Annotated in this window: 2 protein-coding genes; both read right to left on the minus strand. The window is 50.7% G+C overall.

Features of this window, described 5'->3' with window-relative positions; translation table 11 throughout:
• Positions 1–611, minus strand: a 611-nt coding sequence (locus tag CPT76_RS35590) for an ABC transporter substrate-binding protein (protein ID WP_258169113.1), incomplete at its 3' end; no start/stop codon positions are given.
• Between the two features lie 358 nt (positions 612–969).
• Positions 970–2,619, minus strand: coding sequence for a response regulator (locus CPT76_RS35595; protein WP_105446239.1), 1,650 nt, complete (start codon positions 2,617–2,619; stop codon positions 970–972).
• Positions 2,620–2,646 lie beyond the last annotated feature (27 nt).

The raw sequence follows: 2,646 nt of genomic DNA on the forward strand, positions 1-2,646 counted from the left end.
TCGATGTCCAGGGATTCGACGCCGGGCAGCATGCTGCCGTCATCCTTGATTTGCTTGAACGCCTGGATGATCGGTTTAAATGGACTGAAGTCATAGCGCGCCGTTTTGAAGTCGTAACCGAAACCGCCATAACCGCTGACTTCGGCGATAACCCGTGCGGAGCGTCCCAGCGCACTCGCCGGGCTCTTGAAGTTCTGCGCGAAACCGTATGCTCCGCTGCCTTTGCCGACCTCGGTGATCTTCTTGGCGTCCGCGACGAGCTCATCCAGCGTGGTCGGCGGACTGGCGATACCCGCCTTTTCAAAGAGCTCCTTGTTATAGATCAGCCGCATCGTCGTGCCGTAGTTCGGCAGGCTGTAGCGTTTGCCGTCAAAGCTGTTCAAGTTATCCATAAGCGGAAACTTTTCCTTCAGCTCATCCGTCATGAACTCGTCGATCGGCGCCAAAAAGCCTTTCTTGTAGAACGTCTGAATCGTGTTTTCCTTGACGCGGATCACGTCAGGCGCTTCCGAAGTCTGGAATGACATATCGAGCGCCTGGTCGAAATCATCGCCTTTGATGACCAGCTCCACTTCGATGTTGTCCGGATTAGTTTTGTTAAACTCATCCACCAGTTCCTTGATATACTCAGAATCATGGCGGTCACCGGTCCAGTACGAAATCTTCGCTTTTCACTAGATGATCCGGATTCCGGACTCGCCGATTCCTTGCTTCCGCAGGCCGTTATGCTTCCGATAAGTACCACGCACAAAGCCATGATCCACAGCTGTTTTTTCATTGATTGACCTCCCCTTTTCTCTTTATGAACTGTTCTTCCTCATTATAAATTCGGGCCAGCTCTTGCATAATGCGGGTAACCACACATTCAGGGCAGGTTTTCTCCACACGTTTCTCGGCAAAACAGCCCTGCTTCCGTCCAAGACAAGAAGCAGGGCTGTCCTTCATTAAATCGGTGCTATGGTTAGTTTTCTAGGCCAGATCCACGGGTGGTTCGATTTTCCCCGTGCTATACAATTTAAATTCTGACGGAGTCATATTGGTATGCTTCTTAAAGATCTCGCTGAAGTACCGGCGGTGTTCGTAGCCCAGCGCCTGCGCGATTTCCTGTACCTGGTATCCGCCGATCAGCATTTCCTTGGCTTTCTCCATCCGCTGGTGAATCAAAAATTGCTGAAAGGAGATGCCGATCACCTTCTTGAACAGGTTAGAAAAGTAACCCGGGCTGATATTAAACTGCCTCGAGCAGTGCTCCAGCGATAAATTCAGGTGAAGATTGGCGCCGATATAATCTTTGGCCTCATAGATCAGCTTTGTCGGTTCATCCGAACGCTCCCGCTCGATCCAGGAGCAGGCATCCAAGCATATGTCTTTCACGGTCTCCTTCATGGTCTGAAAAGAGGAATGCTCTACATCGGAGACTGCATGCCATTTCTCCTCCAACTGGTTCACCCGCTCCAGAGGGAACAGCTCTAGCATCGTCCGGCACATTTTCGTAACCATCTCAAAGCACAAACTCTGAATATACCGAGGCTCGGGCAGTGGATCGCACTGCAGCAGTTCGTTGAAAATTTGCTCGAGGATCAGCCGGCATTTATCCGTGTTGCCTGACCGCAGAGCAAATAAAAACTCTTGTTCCGTCGCTGCGGAATAGTTCGGCAGAACGTGCCTTGGCTCGGTGTGGGACAAGCGAATATAGCTGTTAATGCCATTACCATCGGTATAAAAGTGGTAGGCAAGGGCGCTGGATGCTTGATCGTACGCGACCGGCAGCTCTTCAATCGTTTTCGCCCCTTGCCCCAGTCCGATGGAAACCGTGGAGCGGGTGAATTGGAAAATATTTTGACGGCAGGCCTCCGATACCTGTTCGGCAAGCGAATGGTCCGAACCGTTGATCAAACAAACAAAGCGGTTTATTGCCTCACTGAACACCACACCTTTGGAAAACATGAAAATGGTCTCTTCGAGAATATTCCGTAGGCTGAACCGGATCAGTTCCACCTCGCGAGCCGGCTGAGATCGATACTTATCCATAAAGTGGTCCAATTCGACGATAAACAATTGAAAATGCTTCGGCTCTAAAGGGATGTCTAGCCGGTCCCATTGGAGTGCGGCCGCTTCCGTGCTTACTGGATGTTTGACCAGAAACGACAAATATTCCTGCTGGAGGACAGGAAGGCTTTTTCGCATATCCTGCTCCAGCTCATTCCTTTTGGATTGCTCCTGTCGCTCTATGTCCGAAGCTGCTTTGGCTTTCAGCACCACGCTGACAATTTCATCGATGGAGAACGGCTTCTTGACGAAATCGAACGCGCCGAGGCGAATCGCTTGCTGGGTATAAGAAAAATCCGTATACGCGCTTAAAATGACAATTTTCGTAGAAGGCGCACTCTCCAAAATCGCCTGGGTCATGGCCAGTCCGTCCATTTTCGGCATTCGGATATCGGTCAAAACAATGTCGGGCTTCCTCTCCTTCACCATTCTTACGCCCTCCTCTCCATCAAGCGCCGTACCTGCCACCTCGATTTGATGGTCTAGCCATCTCGGCTTTCGCGAGATCATGTCAACGACGCTCTTAATATCGTCAATAATGCACAACTTGGTCATGGTTTGCTCTCTCATTCGATCCACCTTCCCCTGATGTCATCG

The sequence above is a fragment of the Paenibacillus sp. AR247 genome, from assembly GCF_002968895.1.
In the GTDB taxonomy this organism is placed as follows: Bacteria; Bacillota; Bacilli; order Paenibacillales; family Paenibacillaceae; genus Paenibacillus_AQ; species Paenibacillus_AQ favisporus.